Source organism: Ralstonia sp. 25C, assembly GCF_051904805.1.
GTDB lineage: Bacteria > Pseudomonadota > Gammaproteobacteria > Burkholderiales > Burkholderiaceae > Ralstonia.
In genome coordinates, this window is the sequence record NZ_CP196737.1 from 1,260,879 (window position 1) to 1,285,281 (window position 24,403).

21 protein-coding genes are annotated in these 24,403 nt (G+C 63.9%); 10 read left to right on the forward strand and 11 right to left on the reverse strand.

Annotated features, from left to right (window positions below; genetic code table 11):
- Nucleotides 1-132 precede the first annotated feature (132 nt).
- On the reverse strand, nt 133-1,512 hold the full coding sequence (gene purB, locus ACS7SF_RS05870) for an adenylosuccinate lyase (RefSeq protein WP_439892108.1): 1,380 nt from the start codon (nt 1,510-1,512) through the stop codon (nt 133-135).
- A gap of 251 nt (nt 1,513-1,763) precedes the next feature.
- Between purB and ACS7SF_RS05875 the strand changes: the two genes are divergently transcribed.
- On the forward strand, nt 1,764-2,372 hold the full coding sequence (locus tag ACS7SF_RS05875) for a glutathione S-transferase (protein WP_439892109.1): 609 nt from the start codon (nt 1,764-1,766) through the stop codon (nt 2,370-2,372).
- Nucleotides 2,373-2,382: 10 nt separating this feature from the next.
- Here ACS7SF_RS05875 and ACS7SF_RS05880 read toward each other — a convergent pair whose 3' ends face one another.
- The 5 genes from ACS7SF_RS05880 to ACS7SF_RS05900 form a co-directional block, all read right to left on the reverse strand.
- Nucleotides 2,383-3,981, reverse strand: a complete 1,599-nt coding sequence (locus ACS7SF_RS05880; protein WP_439892110.1) for an FMN-binding glutamate synthase family protein — start codon at nt 3,979-3,981, stop codon at nt 2,383-2,385.
- Between the two features lie 90 nt (nt 3,982-4,071).
- Nucleotides 4,072-5,184: a tRNA 2-thiouridine(34) synthase MnmA gene (mnmA, locus tag ACS7SF_RS05885; protein WP_439892111.1), complete on the reverse strand. Its 1,113-nt coding sequence runs from the start codon at nt 5,182-5,184 to the stop codon at nt 4,072-4,074.
- Nucleotides 5,181-5,675 (reverse strand): NUDIX hydrolase, encoded by a 495-nt coding sequence (locus ACS7SF_RS05890; protein ID WP_439892112.1) that lies wholly within the window; start codon nt 5,673-5,675, stop codon nt 5,181-5,183. The genes mnmA and ACS7SF_RS05890 overlap by 4 nt, the downstream gene beginning before the upstream one ends.
- Nucleotides 5,676-5,748: 73 nt before the next feature.
- Nucleotides 5,749-6,891, reverse strand: a complete 1,143-nt coding sequence (locus ACS7SF_RS05895; RefSeq protein WP_439892113.1) for a DUF1624 domain-containing protein — start codon at nt 6,889-6,891, stop codon at nt 5,749-5,751.
- Nucleotides 6,892-6,893: 2 nt separating this feature from the next.
- Nucleotides 6,894-8,942 carry a TonB-dependent siderophore receptor gene (locus ACS7SF_RS05900; RefSeq protein ID WP_439892114.1) on the reverse strand — a complete coding sequence of 683 codons (2,049 nt, stop codon included), beginning with the start codon at nt 8,940-8,942 and terminating at the stop codon, nt 6,894-6,896.
- A 321-nt stretch (nt 8,943-9,263) separates the two neighbouring features.
- On the opposite strand from ACS7SF_RS05900, the gene ACS7SF_RS05905 reads away from it, so the two are divergent.
- The 9 genes from ACS7SF_RS05905 to ACS7SF_RS05945 all read left to right on the forward strand — a co-directional run bounded on the left by ACS7SF_RS05905 (nt 9,264) and on the right by ACS7SF_RS05945 (nt 19,493).
- The gene (locus tag ACS7SF_RS05905; RefSeq protein WP_439892115.1) at nt 9,264-10,403 is read left to right on the forward strand and encodes a Re/Si-specific NAD(P)(+) transhydrogenase subunit alpha; all 1,140 of its coding nucleotides are present in this window, start codon (nt 9,264-9,266) and stop codon (nt 10,401-10,403) included.
- Between the two features lie 83 nt (nt 10,404-10,486).
- A complete protein-coding gene (gene panD, locus ACS7SF_RS05910; protein WP_439892116.1) occupies nt 10,487-10,849 on the forward strand; it encodes an aspartate 1-decarboxylase in 363 nt (120 codons plus the stop codon).
- 85 nt (nt 10,850-10,934) lie between these two features.
- Nucleotides 10,935-11,273, forward strand: a complete 339-nt coding sequence (locus tag ACS7SF_RS05915; RefSeq protein WP_439892117.1) for an NAD(P) transhydrogenase subunit alpha — start codon at nt 10,935-10,937, stop codon at nt 11,271-11,273.
- On the forward strand, nt 11,270-12,730 hold the full coding sequence (locus tag ACS7SF_RS05920) for an NAD(P)(+) transhydrogenase (Re/Si-specific) subunit beta (protein WP_439892118.1): 1,461 nt from the start codon (nt 11,270-11,272) through the stop codon (nt 12,728-12,730). The genes ACS7SF_RS05915 and ACS7SF_RS05920 overlap by 4 nt, the downstream gene beginning before the upstream one ends.
- Before the next feature lie 150 nt (nt 12,731-12,880).
- Nucleotides 12,881-13,918 (forward strand): response regulator, encoded by a 1,038-nt coding sequence (locus tag ACS7SF_RS05925; RefSeq protein ID WP_426394928.1) that lies wholly within the window; start codon nt 12,881-12,883, stop codon nt 13,916-13,918.
- A 640-nt stretch (nt 13,919-14,558) separates the two neighbouring features.
- Nucleotides 14,559-15,953 (forward strand): class I SAM-dependent methyltransferase, encoded by a 1,395-nt coding sequence (locus tag ACS7SF_RS05930; RefSeq protein WP_439892119.1) that lies wholly within the window; start codon nt 14,559-14,561, stop codon nt 15,951-15,953.
- The gene (locus ACS7SF_RS05935; RefSeq protein WP_439892120.1) at nt 15,954-17,297 is read left to right on the forward strand and encodes a sensor histidine kinase; all 1,344 of its coding nucleotides are present in this window, start codon (nt 15,954-15,956) and stop codon (nt 17,295-17,297) included.
- An 8-nt stretch (nt 17,298-17,305) separates the two neighbouring features.
- A complete protein-coding gene (gene phcR / locus ACS7SF_RS05940; protein ID WP_439892121.1) occupies nt 17,306-18,412 on the forward strand; it encodes a two-component system hybrid sensor histidine kinase/response regulator PhcR in 1,107 nt (368 codons plus the stop codon).
- Between the two features lie 73 nt (nt 18,413-18,485).
- Nucleotides 18,486-19,493 carry a response regulator gene (locus ACS7SF_RS05945; RefSeq protein WP_439892122.1) on the forward strand — a complete coding sequence of 336 codons (1,008 nt, stop codon included), beginning with the start codon at nt 18,486-18,488 and terminating at the stop codon, nt 19,491-19,493.
- A 37-nt stretch (nt 19,494-19,530) separates the two neighbouring features.
- Here the strand turns inward: ACS7SF_RS05945 and ACS7SF_RS05950 are convergent, their stop codons facing one another.
- The 5 genes from ACS7SF_RS05950 to ACS7SF_RS05970 form a co-directional block, all read right to left on the reverse strand.
- Nucleotides 19,531-20,916 (reverse strand): THUMP domain-containing class I SAM-dependent RNA methyltransferase, encoded by a 1,386-nt coding sequence (locus ACS7SF_RS05950; RefSeq protein ID WP_439892123.1) that lies wholly within the window; start codon nt 20,914-20,916, stop codon nt 19,531-19,533.
- Between the two features lie 17 nt (nt 20,917-20,933).
- Nucleotides 20,934-21,356, reverse strand: coding sequence for a CopD family protein (locus ACS7SF_RS05955; RefSeq protein WP_439892124.1), 423 nt, complete (start codon nt 21,354-21,356; stop codon nt 20,934-20,936).
- A 60-nt stretch (nt 21,357-21,416) separates the two neighbouring features.
- Complete coding sequence (locus tag ACS7SF_RS05960; RefSeq protein ID WP_439892125.1) at nt 21,417-22,697, reverse strand: glutamate-5-semialdehyde dehydrogenase; 1,281 nt, start codon at nt 22,695-22,697, stop codon at nt 21,417-21,419.
- 76 nt (nt 22,698-22,773) lie between these two features.
- A complete protein-coding gene (gene holA, locus ACS7SF_RS05965) occupies nt 22,774-23,850 on the reverse strand; it encodes a DNA polymerase III subunit delta (RefSeq protein ID WP_439892126.1) in 1,077 nt (358 codons plus the stop codon).
- A 14-nt stretch (nt 23,851-23,864) separates the two neighbouring features.
- Nucleotides 23,865-24,383 carry an LPS-assembly lipoprotein LptE gene (locus tag ACS7SF_RS05970; protein ID WP_439892127.1) on the reverse strand — a complete coding sequence of 173 codons (519 nt, stop codon included), beginning with the start codon at nt 24,381-24,383 and terminating at the stop codon, nt 23,865-23,867.
- Nucleotides 24,384-24,403: the final 20 nt, after the last annotated feature.

Below are 24,403 nucleotides of genomic sequence, written 5' to 3' on the forward strand. Positions count from 1 at the left end.
CTTGATGAACCTGGCCAAGCCGCTGACATAACAAGGCGGCTCATTCTACCGAGCACACATAGCAAAACAGCCCCCTCCGTAGCTGTACGGAGGGGGCTGTTTTTTGGTGCACCCACCAAATTTTCGAAACAATTACTGTGCGGTGATCCGGCGCGCCAGTTCGTCTGCCTTGCCGATATAGCTGCCCGGCGTCATGTCCAGCAGCAACTTGCGGGCGTCTTCGGGAATCGCCAGCGTGCCGATGAAGTCACGCAGCGCCTCGCGCGAGATGCCCTTGCCGCGCGTGAGCTCCTTGAGTTGCTCGTACGGGTTGGCGATGCCGTAGCGGCGCATGACGGTCTGCACCGGCTCGGCCAGGACTTCCCAGCAGTTGTCGAGGTCTTCTGCCAGACGGGCCGGGTTGGTTTCCAGCTTGCCCAGGCCGCGCAGGCAGGCGTCGTAGGCCAGCAGGCTGTAGCCGAACGCCACGCCGATGTTGCGCAGCACGGTCGAATCCGTCAGGTCACGCTGCCAGCGCGAGACGGGCAGCTTTTCCGACAGGTGACGCAGCACCGCGTTGGCCAGGCCGACGTTGCCTTCGGAGTTTTCGAAGTCGATCGGGTTGACCTTGTGCGGCATGGTCGACGAGCCGATCTCGCCGGCCTTGGTCTTCTGCTTGAAGTAGCCCTGCGAGATGTAGCCCCAGACGTCGCGGTCCAAGTCCAGGATGATGGTGTTCGCGCGCGCCACGGCGTCGAACAGCTCGGCCATATAGTCGTGCGGCTCGATCTGGATGGTGTACGGGTTGAACGTCAGGCCCAGGCGGGTCTCGATCACGTTCTTCGAGAAGGCTTCCCAGTCCAGCGACGGATACGCCGACAGGTGCGCGTTGTAGTTGCCCACGGCGCCGTTCATCTTGCCCAGCAACTCAACCGCTTCGATGCGGCGGATAGCGCGGTCCAGGCGGGCAGCCACGTTGGCCATTTCCTTGCCCAGCGTGGTCGGGCTGGCCGGCTGGCCGTGCGTGCGCGAGAGCATCGGCACGTCGGCGTTGGCGTGGGCCAGTTCCACCAGGCGGGCCTGCACACGGCGCAGCGTCGGCACGATCACGGTGTCGCGCGCGCCCTTGAGCATCATGCCGTGCGAGGTGTTGTTGATGTCCTCAGACGTGCAGGCGAAGTGGATGAACTCGCTGGCGGCTTCCAGCTCGGCGTTGCCCTTCACGCGCTCCTTCATCCAGTACTCGACGGCCTTCACGTCGTGGTTGGTGACGGCTTCGATTTCCTTGATACGGGCAGCGTCTGCCTCGGCAAAGTTCTCGACCAGGGCCAGCAGCGCGCCTTCAGCGGCAGCGGAGAAACGCGGGATTTCCGCCAAGCCGGCCTGCGACAGGGCGATCAGCCAGTGCACCTCCACCTTCACGCGGTTGCGCATGAAAGCGGCTTCGGACAGCCACTCACGCAGCGGATCGGCCTTGGCAGCGTAGCGGCCATCGATGGGAGACAGGGCGGTCAGGGCAGAAAGCGACGACATGGCAGGCGGGAAAAAATGTGAAGGGAAACGCAATCCGGACAACCCGGACGCTGCATCGAGCGTTGAACCAAGGTGCACATGCGCACCCGGCACGCACCCGGTAAACGCGCGATTTTACCATCCGGCACCTGCTTTCCATGGCCAATCTGGCCGGATTGACCATGGAAGGCAAGCCTCCGTTTGGTGGAAGCGCCGCCCAGCGCACGCGAAAGAGCGCGCAGCTATACTTCGGCCTCCAACATGACATGCCTATGAAACTGATCGGATCGCACGCCAGCCCGTACACCCGCAAGGTGCGCGTGGTCCTGGCCGAAAAGAAAATCGACTACCAGTTCGTGCTGGAAGACGTCTGGAGCGCCGACACGCAGATCCACCAGTTCAACCCGCTGGGCAAAGTGCCTTGCCTGGTGATGGACGATGGTGGCGCCCTGTTCGACTCGCGCGTGATTGCCGAATATGCCGACACGCTGTCGCCCGTCGCGCGGCTGATTCCACCCACGGGCCGCGAGCGCGTGGAAGTGCGCTGCTGGGAAGCGCTGGCTGACGGCCTGCTCGACGCCGCGCTTATGCTGCGCATCGAACACACGCAGCGCACGCCTGAGCAGCGCAGCGAAACCTGGCTCGCGCGCCAGAACCACAAGATCCACGACGCGCTGAAAGCCATGTCGCAGGGCCTGGCCGACAAGACGTGGTGCAACGGCAACCACCTGACACTGGCCGACATCGCCGTCGGTTGCGCACTCGCCTATCTGGATTTCCGCCAGCCGCAGATCGACTGGCGCGAACGTCACGCCAACCTGGCGACGTTCTACACGCGCATGGAAAAGCGGCCGAGCTTCATCGAAACCCAGCCGCAGTAATCCTCTTCCGCTACACGGCCACCGGCTCAAACCGGTCGGCCTGGGCCATCGGCCAATACCGCTCGTACAGCTGATAACGGTAGCGCCCGGCCAGCAGATCGCCCGGCTCCAGGTACTTCAGCAACGCGGAAAGCAACTGCACCTCGTTACCCGACACACGCCGCACGATGTGGTGCGCGCGGAAATCGGCCGGGTGCTGCAGGCCGGCCGCCTGCGTCAACTCCAGCAGCGCATGCAGCGTGTGTTTGTGATACTGGTGCACGCGCTCGGCCTTGTCGGGCACCACCAGCGCCTTCTGGCGCGACGGGTCTTGCGTGGCCACACCGGTCGGGCAGCGGTCGGTGTGGCACTTCTGGGCCTGGATGCAACCCAGCGCAAACATGAAGCCGCGCGCCGCGTTACACCAGTCGGCGCCCATCGCCAGCGTGCGGGCCACGTCGAACGCGGTGATGATCTTGCCCGATGCGCCAATCTTGATCTTGTCGCGCAGGTTGGTGCCCACCAGCGTGTTGTGCACCAGCAGCAGCCCCTCCTGCAGCGGCGTGCCAACGTGGTCGGTAAATTCCAGCGGCGCCGCGCCCGTGCCGCCTTCCGCGCCATCCACGACGATGAAGTCCGGCAGGATCCCTGACTCGAGCATCGCCTTGACGATGCCGAAGAACTCCCACGGGTGGCCGATGCACAGCTTGAAGCCAGTGGGCTTGCCGCCAGACAGCGTGCGCAGGCGGTCCACAAACTGCAGCAGCCCCAGCGGGGAATTGAATTCCGAATGCGCGGCCGGCGAGATGCAGTCCTGCCCGATCGGAATGCCACGCGTGGCCGCAATCTCCGGCGTCACCTTCGCGGCCGGCAAGACCCCACCGTGCCCCGGCTTGGCCCCCTGCGAGAGCTTCACCTCAATCATCTTCACCTGCGGGTTGCGCGCCTGCTCGGCAAACTTGTCCGGATCAAAGCGGCCATTGGCATCGCGGCAGCCGAAGTAGCCCGAGGCGACTTCCCAGATCAGGTCGCCGCCCTCTTCGCGGTGGTACGGCGAAATCGAACCCTCGCCCGTGTCGTGGATGAAGTTGCCGAGCTTCGCGCCACGGTTGAGCGCGCGGATGGCGTTGCCCGACAGCGCCCCAAAGCTCATCGCCGAGATGTTGAACACCGACATCGAATACGGCTGGGCACGGCCCTCGCCCACCATCACGCGGAAGTCCGACGAAGCGATACGCGATGGCGCCAGCGAGTGGCCGATCCACTCGTGGCCCGCCACCTTCACGTCGACTTCGGTGCCGAATGGGCGGCTATCGACTTCACCTTTGGCGCGCTGGTAAACGATGCTGCGTTGGGCACGCGAGTACGGACGCTCGTCGGTGTCGTCCTCAACAAAGTACTGGCGGATTTCCGGGCGGATGAACTCGAACAGGAAGCGGAAGTGCCCCCAGAGCGGATAGTTGCGCAGCACCGAATGGCGCGTCTGCGTGATGTCGTGCACGCCCAGGATCACGAACATGCCCGGAATGACCGCACAGACCCAGTGCAGGCGCCCCACCCCCGCAAACCCAGCGGTGACGGCAAACAACAGCACAACGCCCGCAAAGGCCCAGTAGCGACGTGGCAGCATGACAAACCCTGTGGAAGACGAAACAGGGCGCAAGCTTAAACGACCGCAGCAACCGCCGCAGCCGTCACAACGCAGTGTTGCGAAAACCGGTCAGGCGACCGCCTTTTCGACGAGAGCAGGCTCAGCTGCAGAAATAATCCCACCGCCTAGGCAGATCTCACCGTCGTACAGCACGGCGGATTGGCCGGGCGTGACGGCCCACTGCGCCTCGGGAAAGGTCAGCGTGAGCGCGCCATCGGTAGCACGCGCGACGGTACATGGCGCATCGGCTTGGCGATAGCGCGTCTTGGCGCCGATCTGGGTGCCTTCGGCCGGCGCATGGCCGGCGACCCAGCTGAGGTCCTCGGCGTGCACGGTATGCGCCAACAGCCATGGGTGGTCATGGCCCTGCACCACGTACAGCGTGTTGGCCGCCATGTCCTTGCGCGCCACGTACCAGGCATCACCGTTGCCATCGCGGCTGCCGCCGATGCCGATGCCCTTGCGCTGTCCCAGCGTGTAGAACGCCAAACCAATGTGCTCACCGATGGTCTTGCCGTCCGGCGTCTTGATCGGGCCCGGCTTGGTCGGCAGGTAGCGGTTCAGGAAGTCCCGGAATGGCCGCTCGCCGATGAAGCAGATGCCGGTGGAATCCTTCTTCTTGGCATTCGGCAGGCCGATTTCCGCAGCAATTTCCCGCACTTTCGTCTTCGGAATCTCGCCTAGCGGGAACAGCGTGCGGGAGAGCTGCGACTGATTCAGCCGGTGCAGGAAGTAGCTCTGGTCTTTCGTGTGGTCGAATGCCTTGAGCAGTTCGAAACGGCCATCGGCCTCGCGCACGCGGGCGTAATGGCCGGTGGCAATCGTGTCGGCGCCCAGCGCCATCGCGTGGTCGAGGAAGGCCTTGAACTTGATCTCGGCGTTGCAGAGCACGTCGGGATTGGGTGTGCGGCCGGCCGAGTATTCGCGCAAGAAATCCGCAAACACGCGGTCCTTGTACTCGGCAGCAAAGTTGACGGCTTCCACATCCACGCCGATCAGGTCAGCCACCGACACCACGTCGATCCAGTCCTGCCGGGTCGAGCAGTATTCGCTGTCGTCATCGTCTTCCCAGTTCTTCATGAACAGGCCGACGACGTCGTAGCCCTGCTGCTTGAGCATCCACGCCGTAACGGAGGAATCCACACCGCCGGACATGCCGACGACCACGCGCTTCTTGCTCATGGCTCCACCCCCAGGCCATAGGTGCTCGGGTGTGTGTGGATGACTTCCAGCGGATACCGCTTGCCGGCCAGGTAGTCCTCCACGCAGGCCAAGAGCAATGGGCTGCGGTGGCGATCCTGGCTGGCGCGGATTTCATCCGCCGTCATCCAGACGGTGCGGACAATGCCGTCGTCGAGCGTGCGGCGCGGGTCTTGCGGCCCGAGTTCGCCGGTGAACGCCATCCGTACATAGGTGACGGGGTCCCCTTGCGGCGGCTGGAACTGCGCCATGTAGCAGCCGAGGAACGCGGTCGGCACGAAGCTGTGCGCGGTCTCTTCCAGTGTCTCGCGCGCGACGGCGTCGACCAGGCTTTCGTCGGGGTCGAGATGGCCGGCGGGCTGGTTCAGGCGCAGACCGGCATCGGTGTGCTCCTCCACCAGCAAAAAGCGCCCGTCCTGTTCAATGACGGCGGCAACAGTGACGCTGGGTTTCCAGCGGACGGCTTGGTTCATGGCAAAAAAGGCAACAAAAACAAGGCGTTATTGTAGCCGGGCGAGACCACATCCGCTTGAAATGGCGGCTGCATCACAAATAGCGCATCCACGGATAGCGCCCCGTGCGGCGCAGCTGTGCAAACCAGCGCGTCGGCCAGTACAGCAGCGCGAGTGTCGGCAGCCATGCCGCCCAGAGTTGCCAGACGGAATCGAAGCTGAAACGCGTACCCTGGTTGGCCCCGAACGCCTGGAGCGCCACCAGATACACCACGTGCAGCACATACAGATGCAGCACGTAGAAGAACATCGGCGCACTGCCCAGCGTCTGCAGCATGTCGGCTGCGCGTGCGGGCAGACGGTCGAGCCCCGCCAGCGCACACACCCCCAAGCCCAGCGTCAGCAACAGAAAATCCAGCGACGGCGGGTACTTGGTGAGATTCACGAACGACACGGCGGTCGTCAGCGCATCGGGAGAGTGCGTCCACGGTTGCGGTTCGCCATAGCCGTTGAGCGCACGCAGCACCGTCAAGCCGATCAGGCACCCCACGCCAAGCCGCCAACACAACGCCCGCCGCGCTTCTGGCGAGCGCCGCGCATAGGCCGGCGCAAACGCATACCCCAAACCGATCACGCCAATCCACGCAAGCACGGGATACGACGTGCGCAGCCGCAAGCCATCAGCCAGCACGATCCAGTCACGCTGATGCAGCACCGCCCACAGCGCATGCCCCGATGCATCGGGCGCCACGTGCACGTCCGTCAGCAGGTTGTGCCCCGCCACAATCGTCAGCGAGACCGCCAGCAGCACGCCGCGTGGCAGCCAGATCAGCCCCGCCAGCGCGATCATCGACAAGCCAATCGCCCAGATGACTTGCAGGTAGACCGTCGTGGGCGGAAATGTGAACGTCCAGGCAAAGTTCACGACGGTTAGCTCCAGCACCACGAGAAACAGCCCACGCTTGACGAGGTGCACCGACACTCCGCGCAGGTCTGCGCCGTGCTTCTGGCCGGACAGCCACGCCGACATGCCCGCCAAGAACACGAACACCGGCGCACACAGATGGCTGGCAAATCGCGTCAGCGCCAGCGCCGGCGAAGTGGCCGCCAGATCCACCGGGTCCGTCACCTGCGCGTGCAGGAAGAAAAACTCCCGCAGATGGTCGACCACCATCAGCGTCATCACCAGGCCGCGCAGCACATCCACCGCGGCAAGCCGCGAAGAACTTGGCGCCATCGTCAGAACTTGTAGGTTGCGGCCAGCGTGATTTGCCGCTCAGCGCCTGGGGCAACCCACAACTCGTTGTACGAACTGGCGTAGTAGCGCTTGTCAAACAGGTTGTCGATGGTGAGCGAGAGACGCAGCGCGCGCGTCGGCTGCACGTAGCCATGCAGGCGCACGGTGGTGTACGCAGGCAGCTTGAAGCCGTTGTCGACACTGTTCCCGGCGCGCTCGCCCACGTAGACCACACCGCCACCTGCGCCCGCCCGGCCAAATGCACCGGCACCAAACTCATACAGGCCCAGCAGGCTGGCGCTATGACGCGGAATGTTCGACAGCGGCGCGCCCGACGGCAGCACCGTATCGGCGGTGACCTGGGCATCGGTATAGGCATACGTGGCCAGCATCTTGACGTTCGCCGTCACCTGCCCCGACACATCGAGCTCGACACCGCGGCTGCGCACTGCCCCCGCCGTGCGCTGGAACGTCGGGTCACGCGGATCGCCCGTCAGCACATTCGTCTTGTCGATTGAATAGAGCGCCAGCGTGCCGCCAAGCCGGCCATCGGCGGTTTCCAGCTTGGCGCCCACCTCGTAGCCGCGCCCGCGCTCCGGCGCAAACGCGTTGCCCTGCGCACCCACGCCCGTGTTGGGCCGGAACGAACGCGATGTATTGGCGTACAGCGACAGCGTCTGCATGGGCTGATACACGATGCCGATGCGCGGGCTATAGGCCGTCTGCTGCTGCGCGACGCGCGTGTTTGTCAGGCGGTTGTCGGCATGTTGCAGGAAGCGATCCATGCGTACGCCAGCCAGCAGCTTCCATTGCGGACTCAGCGTGATCTGGTCCTGCACGAAGGCACCGAAACCGCGCTGGGTCTCGCGCGTGCTGGTGGTGAGCCGCACGCTGGGGCGCGGCTGCCCATAAACTGGGCCGAAGATATCGATGGCATACGGCGCGGCTGCGCTCGGGTTGGCACGATACAGCACCGGGTCGTAGCGGAAGTTGTAGAAATCGGCACCGGCCACCAGCGTGTGCTTGATCGCGCCGGTGTGCACATCGCCTTGCACATCGACACGGCCGGCGAGATCGTTGGCGTGGTAGTCGCGTTCGCGGGCCTGGCGCCACAGGGTGCGGCCGTCCGCTTGCAGGCTCGCCGCATCCGACGACTTGCCGAACAGTTCCGACGATCGATACTGCAGCCCGCCATTGAGCTTCCAGCCGCTGTTCAATTGGTGCTCGACCGTCAGCTGATGGCTTTGCGTGCGGACGGTCGTATCGCCATCGCCCGGTTCCCCCAGAAAGCGCGACGGCGGCAGCGCGCCCAACTGCTTGTTGATGGCCACGATGCCTCGGTCGAACGGCGTCTTCAGTTGCGCCGCCTCGAACGCATACGTCACGACGGTGTCGTCCGTCGCCAGCCACGTGAACGACGGGGCGACGACGTATCGCCGGCTCGACGAGAAATCGCGAAAGCTCTGGTTGCTCTCCGCCGCCACGCCCAGTCGATAGGCAAAGCGCTCGGACAGCGGGCCCGTCATCTCTGTCGCGAGCCGGTATCGGTCATGGTTGCCCACCGCGAGCGTGATCTCGCGCGAGGGCTTGAACTGGGGCGTGCGCGTGACGATGTTGACGAGGCCGCCCGGGTCGCTGCGCCCATACAGCGCCGCCGATGGCCCCTTGAGCACATCGATGCGCGCAATATTGACGGCATCCACCGGCACGCTGTTGGCGCGATTGGCCGAAAAACCGTTAACGAGGTAATCCGAGCCGGTGTTGAGATCGCCAGCAAAGCCGCGGATGGCAAAGTTGTCGGCCACGCCGCCCAGATTGTTCTGCCGGCTGATCCCGCTGACCCAGTCAAGCGCCGTGTCCAGACGTGTTGCGCCAAAGTCATCGAGCGCACCACGCGTGACGACGCCCACCGACTGCGGCACATCTTTGAGCGGCGTATCCGTCAGCGTGGCGGAACTCGCCCGCCGCACGCGCAAACGTTCGTCGCTTGCCGAGCCACGCACAATCGATTCCTCCAGCGCAAACGTTGGGGCAGTCTCTGCGCTGCTCATGTTTGATGCACCGCACAAAACCACTCCCGCAATGCTCCATCTGGCATGCGAGGGGATGGAACGTCGTCTACGCTGCATAGCAATACTCAACGCGTGAAAAATGGTCACGCTATCGAAATTGCAATTGAGTTGCAACAACAGGATGGCTCGACGCGACATTCCGCCGTCTGCCGCTAAGCCAATGCTCATGATCGAGCAAGGCTTCAGGGCCGGTCCGCCTGCGAAAAAGTTCGGGTAAGCTCCACATCGTTCAACAAAAAACCGACCCGCGCGCCTCCTTTGTGCCTCGTGCACCGCGCGCATCACGACGAGGAGAACACGATGCACATCGGCATCCCGCAGGAGACGCGGGCGGACGAGACGCGCGTTGCCGCGACACCGGAGACGGTGAAGAAATACGTCGCGCAAGGCCATCAGGTCACGGTGCAATCGGGCGCTGGCGTCGCCGCTGCCCAGCCCGACGAGGCCTACGTAGCTGCCGGCGCCAAGATCGGCACCACCGCCGAAGCGCTCGGCGCGCAGATCGTGCTCAAGGTGCGCTCGCCAGAAGCGGCGGAACTGGCGCAGATGCAGCCCGGCGCTGTGCTCGTCGGCATGCTCAACCCGTTCGATGACGAGAACACGGCCCGGCTGGCCGCCGCCAACGTCACCGCCTTCGCGCTGGAAGCCGCGCCGCGCACCACGCGCGCGCAGAGCATGGACGTGCTTTCCTCGCAGGCGAACATCGCCGGCTACAAGGCCGTGATGGTCGCTGCCAACCACTACCAGCGCTTCATGCCGATGCTGATGACCGCCGCCGGCACGGTGAAGGCCGCGCGCGTGCTGATCCTCGGTGCCGGGGTGGCGGGCCTGCAGGCGATTGCCACCGCCAAGCGCCTGGGCGCCGTCATTGAAGCGTCCGACGTGCGCCCTGCCGTGAAGGAGCAGATCGAATCGCTGGGCGCCAAATTCCTCGACGTGCCGTTCCTGACGGACGAAGAGCGCGAGATCGCCCAAGGCGTGGGCGGCTATGCTCGCCCGATGCCGCCCGACTGGATGCGCCGCCAAGCCGAACTCGTACACACGCGTGCGACGCAGGCTGACATCGTCATTACCACCGCGCTGATCCCCGGCCGCCGCGCCCCGACGCTGCTGTCCGAAGCCACCGTGCAGGCGATGAAGCCGGGCTCGGTGGTGGTCAACCTCGCCGCCGCGCAAGGCGGCAACTGCCCGCTGACGGAAGCCGACCGCGTCGTCGTCAAACACGGCGTCACGCTGGTGGGCTACACCAACCTCGCGTCGATGGTGGCGGCTGATGCCTCCGCCCTCTACGCCCGTAACGTGCTCGATTTCCTCAAGCTGATCGTCGACAAGGACGGCGGCCTGGTCATCAACCGCGAAGACGACATCGTGGCCGCCTGCCTACTCAGTCAAGGCGGCCAGGTAGTGCGCGCGCCCGCCGCCACGAGCGCCGCCAAATAAGAACGGAGACGGCGGCCGGGCAGGTGTCACATCCCGCCTTGGCCGCCAGTGGCGATTTCATCTTTTGTTTCAAGGAAAGCTTCATGCAACGCAACATGCTTCGCGCCAAGCTGCACCGCGCGACGGTCACCCAGGCCGATCTGGACTATGAAGGCTCGTGCGGCATCGACGAGGACCTCCTCGACGCCGCCGACATGCGCGAGTACGAAAAGATCGAGCTGTACAACGTCAACAACGGCGAACGCTTCTCGACCTACATCATCAAGGGCAAGCGCGGCTCGGGCGAAATCTCGCTCAACGGCGCCGCCGCACGCCGCGCCCACGTGGGCGATCTGTTGATCATCTGCACCTACGCGCCGATGAACGAAGAGGAAATCGCCAGCTACAAGCCCAAGGTCGTACTGCTGGGCGAGGGCAACAAGATCAAGGAAATCAAGGCAATCTGACCGCCGGCGGCGGCGCCCACCGGTGCCGCCGACCGCCCCCGAACGCAAAAAATCGCACAAGCAAGCGGGTAAGAGGAGAAGCAAGATGGAGCTGGTCAATCACACGGTGATCAACCTGATCATCTTCGTGCTGGCGATCTACGTCGGCTACCACGTGGTCTGGACGGTCACACCGGCGCTGCATACGCCGCTGATGGCTGTGACGAATGCCATCTCGGCCATCATCATCGTCGGCGCCATGCTAGCGGCTGGCCTCACGCAGACGGGGCTGGGCCGCACGATGGGCGTGGTCGCAGTGGCGCTGGCGGCGGTGAATGTGTTTGGCGGCTTCCTGGTCACGCAGCGCATGCTGGAGATGTTCAAGAAGAAAGAACCGAAGGCCAAGGCCGGCGCAAATGACACAAGCGGGGAGACCAAGCAATGAGCATGAACCTCGTCACCCTGCTGTATCTGCTGGCGTCGGTGTGCTTCATCCAGGCGCTCAAGGGCTTGTCGCATCCAACCACGGCGCGGCGCGGCAACGCGTTCGGCATGACGGGCATGGCGATTGCCGCCGTCACCACCATCGCGCTCATCGTCAAACTCAAGTCCGAGATGTTTGCCGGCACCGAGAGCGGCACATCGACAGGTTTCATCCTGATCTTCGCGGGCCTGGTGGTCGGCGGCGGCATCGGCGCCTACGTGGCGCGCACGGTCGAAATGACCAAGATGCCGGAACTGGTAGCAGCGATGCACTCGCTGATCGGTCTGGCAGCGGTGTGCATCGCCACAGCCGCCGTGGCTGAGCCGGACGCTTTCGGCATCACCATGGCCGGTGACAACGTGCTGCCGCTGGGCAACCGCGTGGAGCTGTTCATCGGCACGTTCGTCGGTGCCATTACGTTCTCTGGCTCCGTCATCGCCTTCGGCAAGCTGTCGGGCAAGTACAAGTTCCGCCTGTTCCAGGGCGCGCCGGTGCAGTTTGCCGGTCAGCACATGCTGAACCTGCTGCTGGCAGTGGCCATGCTGGGCTTCGGCATCCTCTTCTTCCTGACGCAGAGCTGGCTGCCGTTCATCATCATGACGGCCATCGCCTTCGTGCTGGGCGTGCTGATCATCATCCCGATCGGCGGCGCCGACATGCCGGTGGTGGTGTCGATGCTGAACTCGTACTCGGGCTGGGCAGCGGCCGGCATCGGCTTCTCGTTGAACAACCCGATGCTGATCATCGCCGGCTCGCTGGTCGGTTCGTCCGGTGCAATTCTGTCTTACATCATGTGCAAGGCGATGAACCGGTCGTTCTTCAACGTGATCCTGGGCGGCTTTGGTTCCGAGGCTTCGGCTGGCGCTGCAGCCGGCGGTGGCGGGCAGCAACGTCCGGTCAAATCGGGCTCGCCGGATGACGCCGCCTTCCTCATGGGCAACGCGGAGACGGTCATCATCGTCCCCGGCTACGGCCTGGCCGTGGCGCGCGCGCAGCACGCCTTGAAGGAACTGACCGAAAAGCTGTCGGACAAGGGCGTGACGGTCAAATACGCCATCCACCCCGTCGCCGGCCGCATGCCGGGCCACATGAACGTGCTGCTTGCCGAAGCCGAGGTGCCGTACGACCAGGTCTTCGAAATGGAAGACATCAACGGTGAATTCGGCCAGGCCGACGTGGTGCTGGTGCTCGGCGCCAACGACGTGGTCAACCCGGCCGCCAAGAACGATCCCAAGTCGCCGATTGCCGGCATGCCCATCCTGGAGGCCTATAAGGCCAAGACGATCATCGTCAATAAACGCTCCATGAACGCCGGCTACGCGGGGTTAGACAACGAGCTTTTCTACATGGACAAGACGATGATGGTGTTCGGCGACGCCAAGAAGGTCGTCGAAGATATGGTGAAATCCGTCGACTAAGGCGTGCGCTGACGGCCATCAACCCGCGGCCACATCAGCATCGTTCCGCTTGCCCCCGGCTGCGCCAGGCAGTAACTTAGTGCAATCAGGCAGCGCCAGCCCCAACCGGCCGGGCGCTGCCGCCGCCCTCCTTCCGATTTTTCCCGACGTATGCAACAGGACAGCGCCCTGCCGGTCTATTTCCACCCCACCCTGACCGTGGTGGTCGACGACAGTCAATCGTTTGTGGAAAGCCTCGGGTTCCAGATGGACCCGTCGCGTGCGCTGCTCGCCTTCAATGACCCGGAAGAGGCGCTGGCGTGGCTGCGCCAGTGGCATTCACTGCGCATGCCCGGTTTTTTGCCGGTGCGCGTTACCCACGACGACCTGACGTTCTCTACCGAGCGCCGCACCATCCAGCTCGACGTCGACCGCATTTACCGCCAGATCCACGAGGTCAACCGCTTCCTGCAGCCGTCCGTCATCGTCGTGGACTACTCCATGCCGCGCATGAACGGGCTGGAGTTCTGCGCCAAGCTCAAAGACTTGCCCTGCATGACGATCCTGCTCACCGGCATGGCCGATGAGAACATCGCGGTGCAAGGCTTCAACGACGGCCTGATCGACCGCTACATCAAGAAAGACCACCCCGCCATGGCAGAGCGGCTGAGCGCGGAGATCGAAGCGCTGCAGATGCGCTACTTCAGCAACCTGTCGAGCACGTTGCGTGACCTGCTGTCGCGCCACTCGTTCAGCTTCCTGTCGGACCCGGCTGTCACCAAGCTCGTGCGCGAGCTCTCGGCCCGGTATCGCTTCATCGAGTACTACCTGTACCCGCACCCGGCCGGCGTGCTGTTGCTCACAGCGGATGGGCGCGCCACGCTGATGGTCATCGAAACCAACGCAAGCATGCTCACGCACCTGGAAAACGCCGAGGCCTACAACGCGCCGCAAGCGCTGCTCAAGGGGCTGCGCGACAAGCAGATCGTTCCGTTCTTCTGGCCGGGCGATGGCATGTACACCCCGGCCTGCGTGGAGTGGGAACAGTATTGCCTGCCAGCCGAGGTCTGCCAGGGGCGCGAGCCGTACTACTACGCGCTGTTCGACATGCCTAGCCATCTGCTGCCGGCGCAGATCTATAGCTACACGCAGTTTCTCGCCAACTACAAACAGGACCCGGACGCACTCACCGGCCGCAAGTTGCGCTGAAGACCACGTAACCCACTCCCTGTTGTGCTGCGGGGTTCTACGTTGTGTGGGCTATCTTGGACAAGTACAATCGTTTGAATCACCCGGCTGCCATGACGTCAGAGCATGGACCGGCTGAATCGCCCTGATGCATGCGTGGCTTTGCTGCGGCATCATGGCGGTCGAGGGCGCCGACGACATACGATATGGCGCCCCGGATGCATTACTGTGCGGGATTCTCCTTGAAAGACGATTTGGGATGCAGCAGCGGGCCACGCGTAGTCAAGACGGCGCGTGTTGCGGATATCAGGGGAGTGCATCGCTCCAATTTGTTCGCGGTTGCACGATTCCCGTTGCCACGCTGTTGATCTGAGGATTGCCGAAACGCGAAGGCGCATCGCCCTTGCGACGGCCAACCTCCTTCCCCGATCTTCTCGAAGCGGGTTTGGGCGAGAGACGCCCGGGCCGCGCCCATGCGCGCGGCCAGCGGACGGCTTCAGGCCTGCTTTCACGACTGATGCGGCAGCATGCCCGGCGGTGTCGGCGGGGCGCGCTGTGTTCGCGGTGTCCGGCGTTGCGGCGCGATTCCGGATGCGCGGTTGTTGGAGAGAGCGTCCCATTTGGCAGACGTTTCCCCTGAAGTCTCCGGCAAATTCGCACCGTGTACTCACCTAACCAAATCGATCCGGCAGTCAGCTTCCGCAACTCCCAGGGTCAACAGGTCCGCGGCACCATCATCACGTTGCAGCGACGTGCCCTGGTGATGGAGATCTACAACCCGTACTCGATCGTGCAGGTCAGCGAGGTTCTGTCCGAGCTCGCCATCAAGATCGGTACGCGCCAGGTCTATCTTGGCAAGGCCGTGGTGATCAGCCTGGTCAACACCGGCCTGACCGCCGTCGTGTCGCTCACGCTCATCGATGAATGGCGCGAGTTGTCAGAGGTGGCGGACACGCCCGCGTCAGTGGGCGAAGAAGCGCGAACGTTCGTGCAGGAATGGCAGGAACGCTTCCGCATCCACCGCGAGTACCAGATCGTCATCAACGAAATGCGCGCCTTCCTGGCGGAGGTCTCGCGCTGGATCGAGCAGGTCGACTTATCGAAGTCGCTGCCGCGGGAAGATAGCAAGCTGCGGCCCGATGTCTTCATGGAGTTGGCCGAGCCCGTCATGTTGCGGGTCAAGCATTACCTGGACATCCTTGAAGGCGAAGCCGCCGACATCGAGCCCAACCTGGCACCTTCTCATCGCGGCTTCGCGCAAAGTGCGCTGCATCCGCTGCTGCTGCGCTCGCCGTTCGTACACCGCACGTTCACCAAGCCCCTGGGCTATGCGGGCGACTACGAAATGGTCAACCAGATTCTGGGCGACCCGCAGGACGGTCCGAGCACGTATTTCCAGATCATCAACGTCACATTCCTGAAGGCGCAGGTTGCACAAGCGCACCGCAATCGCATCGACATCCTGGTCAACTTTCTCAAAGAGCTCGCAATGCGGGCCAAGGCCGAAGGGCGCCCGTACCGCGTCATGAATCTCGGCTGCGGCCCGGCAGTCGAAGTGCAGCGCTTTCTGCGTGAATTCGAAGAACCCCACCTGCTCGAGTTCGAGTTGATCGACTTCAGCCAGGAAACGCTGGACTACGCGCAAGCCCGGCTGACCGAAGCCGCCAAGCAGGCCGGTGCCAAGCTGTCGGCCCAGTTCATTCACCAATCGGTGCACGAACTCATCAAGCGCCCCGCACGCAGGGCCGAAGAGGTACGCGATTGCGATGCCGTCTATTGTGCAGGGCTGTTCGACTACATTTCGGACAAGGTCTGCAACCGGCTGCTGACCTATTTCACGACACGCACCCGCCCCGGAGGACGCATCCTGGCCACCAACGTGCATTCGAGCAACCCGGAGCGGCTCTTTACCATGGAGCACCTGCTCGAGTGGTATCTCATCTATCGGGATGAACAGCAGCTCGCCGCGACATTCCCCGAAGAGGCATGCCGCGATACCAAGGCCTACGTCGACGCGACCGGCGTCAACGTGTTCTGCGAGGCGACGGTGATCTAGATGGCCCAGAGCGCAAGTGATCCCTTAAAGAGCGCGTTCTACAGCGCTGAGCGAGAAGGCTTCCGGCTGTCGTTCAGCCGAACCACCGCGCTCGTCGGTATCGTTCTGGTGCTGATGGGCGCCGGCCTGGACTACAACACCTACCCGGGCAACCTCAAGCCGTTCTTCCTGGCGCGCGTCTTTGTTTCGCTGCTGATCTTCGTGGTCTATCTGATCCTGCCAACCCGGTGGGGACGGCAGCGGCTGTCGTATCTGACCCTCCTCTGGCTGTGTTTTCCACAGATCATGATCGCGTGGATGATCTCCGCCACGCAGGGCGCGCACTCGATCTATGCGACGGGGCTTCATCTGGCTGTCTTTGCGGCCGGCAGCGTGCTGCCGTTCAATACCAAGCAGACCATCGGATTCGGGCTGATCACCTATACGCTGTATCTCCTGGCCTGCCTGATTCACGATCCGGCCAGCGTGGCAGGCAGCACGTTCTTCGTGAACTCGCAGTTCCTGATCTTCACCTCGACGCTGGGGGTCTTCTGCACGTACTTTAACGAGCGCAGCCGGTTTGAACTCTTCAAGCTCAAGGAAGAAGTGGCCGACAAGAACAGCCAGCTTGAAAACACCAACAGCAGTCTGGTTGAAATCAAGGGCCAGCTCCTGCAACAGGAAAAGATGGCCGCCATCGGCACGCTCTCCGCTGGCCTACTGCATGAGATCAACAACCCGGTCAACTTCTGCCTGATGGCGATTGCCGTGGCGCAAGAAGACCCAACCGCCAAAACCAGCCCGATGCTGGCGGAATGCCTCATCGATGCCAAGGAAGGCATGCAGCGCGTGCAGCACATCGTGTCCGACCTCAAAACCTTCGCCTACCGCAGCCCCGAGAAAGGCGAGGTCGATGCCCCGTTCCTGCTTGAAAAAGCCGTGGATTCCGCCGTCCGCCTGACGAGCCACGAACTGCGCGGCGTCAACCTCGAGCGAAAGCTGCCGGCCGATACGCTGGTGCGCGGTGACGAAGCGGCCATCATCGGCGTGCTGATCAACCTGCTGTCGAATGCGGCGCTGGCCATGCAGAAGGCGCAGCGCCCGAACCCGCGCATTGAAATCGCCGCCGACTGGATCGGCAACCGCCTGCACGTGGTGGTGACGGACAATGGCCCCGGCATCTCCGAGAAGAACCTCTCGCGTGTGTTCGAGCCGTTCTTCACCACGCGTGATGTCGGCAAGGGCCTGGGGCTCGGCCTGTCGATCAGCTACAGCGTGATCCAGCGCCACGGCGGCACGCTTGCCGTGACCAGCCAGGAAGGCGAATGGGCACGCTTCACCTTCGACCTGCCGCGCGCGGAGTAAAACGCACCATGAACGCCACGCCGGACACCGTCACCATCCTCTACGTCGACGACGAAGCGCAGGCCTGCAAGTGGTTCGCGCGCACGATCGGCGCCGGCTACGAGGTGCTGACCGCTAACAGCGTCGACGAAGCCAAGGCCGTGCTGCACGATGCGCACGAGCGCATCAGCGTGGTTCTAACAGACTTCCGCATGCCCGGCGGTGACGGGACCGAGTTGCTGCGCTTCATCGATGCCGAGTACGGCGATATCGCCACCATCCTCGTCACTGCGTATGCCGATAAGGACCTGTTGATCCAGGCGGTCAACACTGGGCGTGTGTTCAAGATCCTGGAGAAGCCCTATCAGCCCGAAGACGTGCGGCGTTCGCTGCAGGAGGCGCTGGCGCTGCGGCAAGACCGCCTGCTGCGCACGCAGCGCTTGATGGCCATCGACGAAACGTTGGCCTTTCTCGCGCATGAACTGAACACGCCGTTGGCGGCGATCTCCAACTTTGCGCGCGGCATCCGCATGCGCGTGGACCAGACCGAGCCGACACCCGGCGCACTGCCCGAGATCGGCCGCGCGGCTGACCGCGTGCAGGACAACGCGCGCTACTGCCTCTCGGTGATCGCCACGTTCCTCAATTCGGTGCGCAACACCTATGGCAAGCCGGTCACGGCCGCCACGCCCAATAGCGCCGACGGGTTGATCCGCTCGCTGTTTGATACCTACCCGTTCACGAACGCTCAACGTGAATGGGTGTCGTACCGCGTGGAGCAGGATTTTCCGATCCCGACCCTGCCCAACTGCGTGATGCTGGTGCTCTCATCGCTGACAAGCAATGCGCTGCACGCCCTGCGCCACACCAGTGTCCCCCGGCTGGAGATTGTCGCCGGCAACGCGCCGGAAGCGACGGGCGCGCGTCACATGATCCGCATCGAGGACAACGGCCCCGGCATCGCCCCCGACGTTCTCGGGCGATTGACCATCGACCCCGTGACCACGCGCGCCGAGGAAGGCGGCAACGGCATGGGCATGATTTTTTGTACGCGGATCATGCAATCGTTCGGGGGAGCGATTGCCATTGAATCCGCCCCCAGCGCAGGCACGCGCGTGACTTTGACGTTCCCATGACAACACCATCAACAACACGAACCACGCCGCACCGGATCCGCGCGTTTGCTGCATTTGCTATGAGGAGTGATGGATGACCAATTCCGGGGGCAATGAGCCCAAGATTCTGTATGTGGACGACGAGACATTGGCGCTGACGTACTTCGGCCGTGCCATCGGTTCACTGGCGCCGGTCGTCACCGCCACCTCGGTCGAAGAAGGCAAGCGCATGCTGGACGAGCACGCCGCCACGCTGGGAGTGCTCGTATCGGACCAGCGCATGCCCGGCGAACTCGGCAACGAGCTGCTGCGCTATGCACGCGAGCGCTATCCGCACCTGGTACGCATTCTCACCACCGCCTATTCGGAAATCGAAGACACGGTGGAGGCGGTGAACCAGGGGCAGATCCACCGCTACATCAAGAAGCCGTGGGACATCACGGCGCTGCGCGTGGAACTGAAGCAGGCGCTGGAGTTTTCCGACCTGCGCCGCGAGCGCGACGCCCTGCTGCGCGAGAAGATGACCGTGCGCCAGAGCCAGACGCTCACGCATCGCATCGGCGCGCTGCAGACGCTGTACTTGGCGGTGTCGGGGCTGTCGTCGTTCAGCGCGGTCAACGACTATCTTCGCGCGGCCGCTGCTGTGGGCTTAAGCACGCTCGAACAGCCCGACTGGGCGATGAAGGACTACACCGAGCTCGTCGGCGAAGAGAGCCTGCGCACCGGCGAATTCAGCCACGCGGTACGACAGGCGTATCAAGACTTGTCGTCGCGCTTTGACGGCAAACCCGCCGCGCAGGCGCTGGACGTGCTGGCCGAGGTGCTGAACGGCAAGGTTTCGCTAGCCGGCACAGATGCCGCAGCGGTGGTCGACTTGGGCACGCTCACGGAATACCTGCAGGCGGCATCCACCCACAAGGTATCGGAGCCGCACGCCAAATGGCTGGCATTCCTGCTATGGCTGGACGGTCAGGGCTGGTCCATCAAGGCGGAGCGCGACGGAGCCGCCGTCAAGCTGCGCTTGCTCGACAATCAGACGCAGCTCACTCCGGACCAGCTCGCTGGCTGGATGGAGCATTTCCAGGAGCAGCAGGCAGCCTGAGCCGTTCTGCCGCTGGCTTTCAACGCAACGCCGGAGCCTACGCTTCGGCGTTGTCGTTTGAGGCGTCGCCCTTTGCGTCGCGTTCGGGTCGGTCACGCATGCCGCCCTTCACCATTTCGAAGCGGAACAAGCGGCATTCGATGTTGCCGTTGTACAGCGGCGTGCGCTGCGACTCCTTCAGCCGCATGCGACGCGGCATCGACAAATCGCCGGTGAAGACGAATGCCTTCCAGCCCGAAAACTCACGCTTGAGCGTGCCCGCAAAGGCCTGTGCGAATTCGTTGGCCTTGGCCTCTTCCTCTGGATCGATGGGCGGCGGCGGTTCGGGCTCGCGACGGAAATCATCGCGCGGGGCGCCCATTGCTCGACTTGCGCGCTCGAAGACGGTGCCATCGTCTTCGCCCTCAGGCCGGCGGCGGCGCGACCCCTGCGCACCACGCACCGCGATCCGCTCGCCATACGGCGGGTTCATCAGCAGCACGCCAGGCACATCGAACGGCGGCTTGCCGAAACGCGCATCGACCTGCTTGAGCATCGGCTCGCCCGGCAGACCGGCGCGCTGCCAGTTGGCGGCGGCGTAGGCCAGCATGTCGGTGGAGATATCGGCGCCCGCCACCAGCGGCGGCGCACGGCGCATGGAAGCTGCAGCTGCATCGGCGGCAGCTTCGCGCAGGCGCTTGAAGCATTTGGCGTCGTGGTCAATCAACCACTCGCAGGCGAAGGCGCGCTTGCTGCCGGGTGCAATACCCAAGGCACGCTGCGCAGCTTCGACAAGGAACGTGCCGCTGCCGCACATCGGGTCGTAGAACGGTTCGCCCTTCGCGCCCGTCCAGCCGGTCAGGCGAAGAATGCCCGCTGCGAGGTTTTCCTTCAGCGGCGCCTCGCCCTTCTCTTCGCGCCAGCCACGCTTGAAGAGCGGCTCGCCGGTCGTGTCGAGGTAGATCGTGCAATCCGTCTCGGTCAGGTACGCGTAGATGCGCACGTCGGGCGAGACGGTGTCGACGCTGGGGCGCGCGCCCGTGCGCTGGCGGAAGCGGTCGCACACGCCGTCCTTCACGCGTAGGCCAACGAACTTCAGGCTCTGCAGCGGCGATTTGTGCGCGGTCACATCCACACGGATCATCTCGTCCGGCGTGAAATAGTCTTCCCAGCGCTGCGCGGCGGCCAATGCGTAGATGTCGTCTTCCGAGCGGTACCCGCGCGAGCCCAAACGCATCAGCACCCGGCTGGCGATGCGGCTATGCAGGTTGACGGCATACGCCGCACCCAGGGTACCGAAGAAATGCACGCCGCCCGGCACGGTACGGCCGACCTCGAACGCGGCGAGCTCATCCACCTCAGGGCGGATGGAGATTTCGGCCAGTTCATCGGCCAGCGCTTGTTCCAGCCCGCGGGGGCACGGCGCGAAGTATGCAGTTGCCATCGGAAAACCAAAAAAAATCAGAACGGCTTCACGACCACCAGGATCGTGATCGCCAGCAACAACAGCACCGGCAGTTCATTGAAATAGCGGTAGAAGGCGTGCGAGCGCTTGTTGGCACCCGCTTCAAATTTGCGCAGCAGCACACCGCAGCCATGGTGGTAACCGATCGTCACCAGCACCAGCGCGAGCTTGGCGTGCATCCAACCGTTCGGCGGATACATGCCGATGCGGTAACCAAAGAGCAGCCAAGCCCCAAGCAGGATCGCAACGATCGCCAGCATGGTCGTGAAACGGAACAGCTTGCGCGCCATGATCAGCAGACGCGTGATGGCGGCGCGCTCGGTTTCCACCGCCAGGTTGACGAAGATGCGCGGCAGGTAGAACAAGCCGGCAAACCACGACGCGACAAAAACGATGTGAAAGGCCTTGACCCAGAGCATGTTGTTCTCGTTAGAAGCAATGCGCGCCGCTCGTGGCGGCGCGCTGATGGTAATGCCAAATTAGGTGCGGATCTCGCCGTGCCCGAACACGACGTACTTAAGCGAGGTCAGCCCCTCCAGCCCGACCGGCCCGCGCGCATGCAGCTTGTCGTTGGAGATGCCGATCTCCGCGCCCAGGCCGTACTCGAAACCGTCGGCAAAGCGCGTGGACGCATTGATCATCACGCTGGCCGAATCGACCTCGCGCAGGAAGCGCATGCCTGTCGAGTAGTTCTCGGTGATGATCGAATCGGTGTGCGCGGAGCCGTAGGTGTTGACGTGCTCGATGGCGGCGTCCAGGCCGTCGACCGTGCGGATCGACAGGATCGGCGCGAGATATTCGGTATGCCAGTCGGCTTCAACGGCGTCTTTCAAATTGCCGAAGCCGGCGGCTTCCAGCGTGACGCGCGTGGCCGGGCAGACGCGCAACTCCACACCCTTGTCCTGGTAGATCTTCACCAGCGGCGGCAGCGCGCGCGCAGCGATGTCGCGCGACACGAGCAGCGTCTCCATCGTGTTGCACGGCGCGTAGCGCTGCGTCTTGGCGTTGTCGCACACGCGCACGGCCTTCTCGATGTCGGCATCGGCGTCGATGTAGACGTGGCAGATGCCGTCCAGGTGCTTGATCATCGGCACGCGCGCCTCTTCCATCAGGCGCGCGATCAGGCTCTTGCCGCCGCGCGGCACGATCACGTCAACGTACTCCGTCATGGTGATGAGCTTGCCGACGGCAGCGCGGTCCGTGGTGGCCACCACTTGCACCGCGTTGGCGGGCAATCCGGCATCGGCCAACCCTTCTTCGATGAGCGCCGCCAGCGCGCCATTCGATTCGATCGCTTCGGAGCCACCGCGCAGGATGGTCGCGTTGCCCGACTTGATACACAGCGCCGCGGCATCGACCGTCACGTTCGGGCGCGATTCATAGATGATGCCGATCACGCCCAGCGGCACGCGCATCTGGCCGACCTGAATGCCGGTCGGACGGAACTTCATGTTGCTGATTTCGCCAATCAGGTCCGGCAGCGCGGCGATCTGTTCCAGGCCAGCGGCCATGGTGTCGATCGCGCGGTCGGTGAGCGTGAGGCGATCGATGAATGCGGCGTCCTGGCCATTGGCGCGGGCGCGCTCGACATCGCGGGCGTTGATTTCTTTGAGCTTGGCGGCATCGCGGCGAATGGCACCCGCAATGTGCAGCAGCGCGCGGTTCTTCTGCGCGGTGCCGGCACGCGCCATGCCACGCGAGGCGGCGCGCGCCTGACGGCCCACCAGGGCCATGTATTCGTTCACGTCGAGCTGCTTCATGATGATCGCGGCCGGCAAGCTGCCGGCGAATTCAATGTGAGGACACTTCGGATGGCGTTGCCGCCAATCGCGTGGACTACGCGGGAACCGGAAGGCTGCCCGGTCGCGCAATGCGCATCGCCAGTTGCAGCAAGCCATCCCACGGCTCGGCCGGCAGTGATGGTTCACGCAGGCCCTTGACCTGCCGATCCAGCTTGGCGGCCATGGACAGCGCACCTTCCAGCTCGCGCTGCGAGAGCCGCTGCGCCGCCTGGGGCACCAGCCGTTCGCGCGGGCCCCAGACCCGCAGTTCGCGCAGCATCGAAGCCGCTGGCTTACCCTGGGCCACGCCCGAGGCGATTTTTGATAATACGCGAATTTCTTCGGTCAACGTCCAGAGCACCAGCACCGTGGCCTCGCCCTCGCCGCGCAGGCCTTCGAGCATGCGCACCAGGCGCGGCACGTCGCCGGCCAGCATCGCTTCAGACAGCTTGAACACGTCATAGCGCGCCACGTTGAGCACCGCATCGTGCACATCGTCGAACGTCAGTACGCCCGGTGGATGCAGCAGGCCGAGTTTCTGGATTTCCTGATGCGCTGCCAGCAGGTTGCCTTCCACACGGTCGGCGATGAACTGCAGTGCACGTCGGCCGGGCTCACCGGGCTCCACGCGCTGCTGCTGGCGCGCCAGGCGCTCGCCGATCCAGCCGGGCAGCTTGGTGCGGTCCACCGAATCGACCTTGATCGACACGCCCGCGCCTTCCAGCGCCGCGAACCACGCCGACTTGGCGGTCGCAAAATCCAGGCGCGGCAGCGTGATCAGCGTGATGGTGTCGGTGGCCGGGCCGGAGGGCGTGCCTGCCGCCAGTGCGCGCAGGGCTTCGCCGCCATCCTTGCCGGGCTTGCCGGAAGGAATGCGCAACTCGACGATCTTGCGATCGCCGAACAGCGACATTGATTGCTGCGCCTCCGTCACGCGCGACCACGAGAAGCCGCGCTCGACGCTCATCACCTCGCGTTCGGAGAAACCCTGCGCACGCGCGGCCTGGCGCAGCGCATCGACGGCTTCCAGCACGAGCAGGTGCTCGTCGCCGTGCACCACGTACAGCGGCGCCAGGCCCTTGGCAGCGGCCTGCTTGAGATGCCCTTCGAGCGCGTCGAGCCGCAGTTGCATGGCTAGCTTGCCACTTACGACGGCAGCTTCACGGCAGCCAGGCGCCGCACGAGCTGGTTGATCGCGTCGCCCTGCATGTCGCGGTAGAGCGCCGCTTCTTCGTAGTCCTTGGCGAGCACCTGCGTCTCGTTATACGAGAGATCGCGGAACTGCGTGATCTCCGACGGCGGAATCAGCATGTTGTCTTTCGCATCGCGCAACTGGAAGCGGAAGCGATACGTGATGCGGTATTCGCGCACCACACCTTGCGGCGTGAGCGACGAGATGGTCTTCACGCGGTCTTCGGCCAGCACGTCGAGCAGCGCATCGGCGTCTTTCTTGTCCGACACGATGACGGTGTCGGAGCCGTTGTCGATCAACCGGCGCAGCTGCGCGCGCATCAGCGAGTTCTGCGGCAGGTTGATGTACAGCTTCTTGAACGCGAAATCGGTATTCCCGCGCATGTGGAAGCCGCAGGCGGACAGCGCCGGCAGCGCAACCGCCAGGGCAAAGACAGAACGGCCGAAAGTGCGACGAGACAACGACATAACCATGCGTTCCTTGAGTGAGATGA

Coding starts and splice junctions, on each gene's coding strand:
- purB (WP_439892108.1), bottom strand. CDS start 1,512: ATGTCGTCGCTTTCTGCCCTGACCGCCCTGTCTCCCATCGATGGCCGC.
- ACS7SF_RS05875 (WP_439892109.1), top strand. CDS start 1,764: ATGAAACTGATCGGATCGCACGCCAGCCCGTACACCCGCAAGGTGCGC.
- ACS7SF_RS05880 (WP_439892110.1), bottom strand. CDS start 3,981: ATGCTGCCACGTCGCTACTGGGCCTTTGCGGGCGTTGTGCTGTTGTTT.
- mnmA (WP_439892111.1), bottom strand. CDS start 5,184: ATGAGCAAGAAGCGCGTGGTCGTCGGCATGTCCGGCGGTGTGGATTCC.
- ACS7SF_RS05890 (WP_439892112.1), bottom strand. CDS start 5,675: ATGAACCAAGCCGTCCGCTGGAAACCCAGCGTCACTGTTGCCGCCGTC.
- ACS7SF_RS05895 (WP_439892113.1), bottom strand. CDS start 6,891: ATGGCGCCAAGTTCTTCGCGGCTTGCCGCGGTGGATGTGCTGCGCGGC.
- ACS7SF_RS05900 (WP_439892114.1), bottom strand. CDS start 8,942: ATGAGCAGCGCAGAGACTGCCCCAACGTTTGCGCTGGAGGAATCGATT.
- ACS7SF_RS05905 (WP_439892115.1), top strand. CDS start 9,264: ATGCACATCGGCATCCCGCAGGAGACGCGGGCGGACGAGACGCGCGTT.
- panD (WP_439892116.1), top strand. CDS start 10,487: ATGCAACGCAACATGCTTCGCGCCAAGCTGCACCGCGCGACGGTCACC.
- ACS7SF_RS05915 (WP_439892117.1), top strand. CDS start 10,935: ATGGAGCTGGTCAATCACACGGTGATCAACCTGATCATCTTCGTGCTG.
- ACS7SF_RS05920 (WP_439892118.1), top strand. CDS start 11,270: ATGAGCATGAACCTCGTCACCCTGCTGTATCTGCTGGCGTCGGTGTGC.
- ACS7SF_RS05925 (WP_426394928.1), top strand. CDS start 12,881: ATGCAACAGGACAGCGCCCTGCCGGTCTATTTCCACCCCACCCTGACC.
- ACS7SF_RS05935 (WP_439892120.1), top strand. CDS start 15,954: ATGGCCCAGAGCGCAAGTGATCCCTTAAAGAGCGCGTTCTACAGCGCT.
- phcR (WP_439892121.1), top strand. CDS start 17,306: ATGAACGCCACGCCGGACACCGTCACCATCCTCTACGTCGACGACGAA.
- ACS7SF_RS05945 (WP_439892122.1), top strand. CDS start 18,486: ATGACCAATTCCGGGGGCAATGAGCCCAAGATTCTGTATGTGGACGAC.
- ACS7SF_RS05950 (WP_439892123.1), bottom strand. CDS start 20,916: ATGGCAACTGCATACTTCGCGCCGTGCCCCCGCGGGCTGGAACAAGCG.
- ACS7SF_RS05955 (WP_439892124.1), bottom strand. CDS start 21,356: ATGCTCTGGGTCAAGGCCTTTCACATCGTTTTTGTCGCGTCGTGGTTT.
- ACS7SF_RS05960 (WP_439892125.1), bottom strand. CDS start 22,697: ATGAAGCAGCTCGACGTGAACGAATACATGGCCCTGGTGGGCCGTCAG.
- holA (WP_439892126.1), bottom strand. CDS start 23,850: ATGCAACTGCGGCTCGACGCGCTCGAAGGGCATCTCAAGCAGGCCGCT.
- ACS7SF_RS05970 (WP_439892127.1), bottom strand. CDS start 24,383: ATGGTTATGTCGTTGTCTCGTCGCACTTTCGGCCGTTCTGTCTTTGCC.